Source organism: Paraburkholderia sediminicola (assembly GCF_046026895.1).
GTDB lineage: Bacteria > Pseudomonadota > Gammaproteobacteria > Burkholderiales > Burkholderiaceae > Paraburkholderia > Paraburkholderia sediminicola_C.
The window spans coordinates 1-2,240 of sequence record NZ_JAQQEU010000197.1; the positions used below are offsets into that span (position 1 = coordinate 1).

At 58.2% G+C, this 2,240-nt stretch carries 1 protein-coding gene and 2 pseudogenes; 1 reads left to right on the top strand and 2 read right to left on the bottom strand.

From position 1 onward, the window contains the following. Positions 1-982, top strand: a 982-nt coding sequence (locus PQR02_RS40190) for a reverse transcriptase domain-containing protein (RefSeq protein WP_408243348.1), incomplete at its 5' end; no start/stop codon positions are given. A 399-nt stretch (positions 983-1,381) separates the two neighbouring features. On the opposite strand, the pseudogene PQR02_RS40195 reads toward PQR02_RS40190, so the two are convergent. Together PQR02_RS40195 and PQR02_RS40200 are read right to left on the bottom strand one after the other, a co-directional pair. After that, positions 1,382-1,552: pseudogene (locus PQR02_RS40195) on the bottom strand (IS110 family RNA-guided transposase); the annotation flags it as partial. Between the two features lie 397 nt (positions 1,553-1,949). Continuing rightward, positions 1,950-2,240 (bottom strand): annotated as a pseudogene (locus tag PQR02_RS40200) (hypothetical protein); the annotation flags it as partial.

The window sequence follows — 2,240 nt, forward strand, 5'->3', positions numbered from 1 at the left end:
GGCTATCCGTGACCGGGTGGTTCAGGGCGCGCTCAAGCTCATATTGGAGCCGATCTTCGAGGCAGACTTCCAACCGGGGTCGTACGGATATCGTCCCAAGCGTACCGCGCATGCAGCGGTGCATCGGGTGGCGACGGCGATTGTTCAGTGCAAGACCCGCGTCATAGACCTTGATTTGCGCGCCTACTTTGACACAGTTCGGCATCATCTACTGCTTGAAAAAGTGGCGCGTCGGATCAAGGACGACGACGTGATGCATCTGCTGAAGCTGATGCTGATGGCGTCGGGCAAACAAGGCGTTCCGCAAGGTGGGGTGATTTCGCCGCTGCTCAGTAACATCTATCTCACCGAGGTAGACCGGATGCTGGAGCGGGCGAAAGAAGCCACGCGCAACGGGAAGTACACCTACGTCGAGTATGCCCGATTCGCAGACGATCTGGTCGTGCTGATCGATGCCCATCCGCGCCATGTGTGGCTGCTGGGGGCGGTGACCAGGCGACTTCGGGAAGAGTTTGCCAAACTGCAGGTCGAGGTCAATGAAGAGAAGAGAGGCACCGTTAATCTAGACCGCGCAGAGAGCTTCGGCTTCCTGGGATTCGACTTCCGTCGACTCCGCAGCGTACAGAGGCAGGTGTGGCGGGCGCACTATACGCCAAAGCTGAAGAAGCGCACGGCGTTATTGCGCAAGCTCAAAGAGGTGTTCCGGCGATACCAGTCGCAGCCGGTAGATCGGGTGGTAGAGCGGATCAATCCGGTGTTACGCGGTTGGGTGAATTACTTCGCTGTTGGACATTCCAGCGAGTGCTTCAGCTTCATCAAAGACTGGGTAGAAAAGAAGATCAGGCGCCATATGGGGCGCTCCCGGAATCGACGGGGCTTCGGCTGGAAGCGGTGGAGTAGGCGCTGGCTGTATGAGGAACTGAAGCTGTTCAACGGCTATCGTGTTCGTCGTGCTGCCGCACCGAAAGCGCGCCCAGCATGATAGGTCGCATAAATCTTGGCATGAAGCACACAGGAGAGCGTAGTGCCGGAAATCGGCCCGCTGCGTTCGACGTGGCGGGAGCTGGAAACGTGACTACGGTTGCCGGATTGCGGGCCATCGCGAAAGCGGTGGAATCACCACCGGCGCCTACCGGTGCGCGCGCCAGTTCTCGACCCTACCTGAGGGGGCCGCTATGCAGCAATGCATGGCGGCTACCCGACACAACCAGTTGTGTGATTATGCACGTCCAAAAGAGCCCGTGCGGTCCGCGAATGCCGTGAGGCTCGCGCATCCGGATGGGTCGCGCGGCGTGGTTTGCACTGCAGTTCACATTGGCACTTACGCCGCGCAATCCAATCCGCTCAATGACAAACCATGCATAATTCTGGGGCGTGCATAATACGTCGACTCGACCACGACACCAGCAAGCTCCGTCTGCCACGGGGCGAGGAACGCCAGGATCTTCGTCAGGTCGTTGGGCAGGCGCTTTTCCGCCACCACCCGGTCGGTTTCGTCGATCACAGTAACCACACTGTTGTTCGAATGCAGGTCAATGCCGCTATAGTTCATGTTGGCCTCCTTACGGTTAAAGCGCTTCGCAAGCTCACTTTAACCCCGTCGCCTCCATGACGACGGTGGGAGGCCCGCTAGATGATTTTCAAGTTCCGGCGCCTGCTGCTTCGCTTCGAGCGTCTGAGCCCGGTCCACTATGCATTCAAGACCCTCGCTTACACGATGATCAACCTGTGGCACTACTGCTGACGATCAGCGCTGGTCCGAACACCATGCGATGGCGCTTCGCGCCATGAGGCGTCACGTCCATTTAGTCTGGAATCCTGATAAGCCATCGACAAAATTGCATAACTATCGCCCTTTTCGCAACCCTCGAACCGCTCCTGCGCGCCCACGCTGCACCGCGTCTTCACATCCCGTTTGCGCTCGAGTGAAACCCGCAACCAGTTGCAGATTAGTTTGTATGAACGCGCCTGGCGGACGCCGGCATGCTTGCGGTCGATGGATGGCCGATACCACCTTCCTGCAGCCAATAGCCAAGGCCCATGAAGATTCCGCCACCGGCGAGATTGCCCAACGTGACGAAAATCTCCAACTGGTTGCTAGTTTCGCGGCTTTGCGGCTCGCAGGATGACAGCGACATTCGCGAGCCTGCGAAGCAGTATGGATCGTTGCGAAAAATGGTGGCTATCGGGTTGTCGACGAGGACAATATAGTCAGGAATGCAAATCGCCTGGCGCGACAG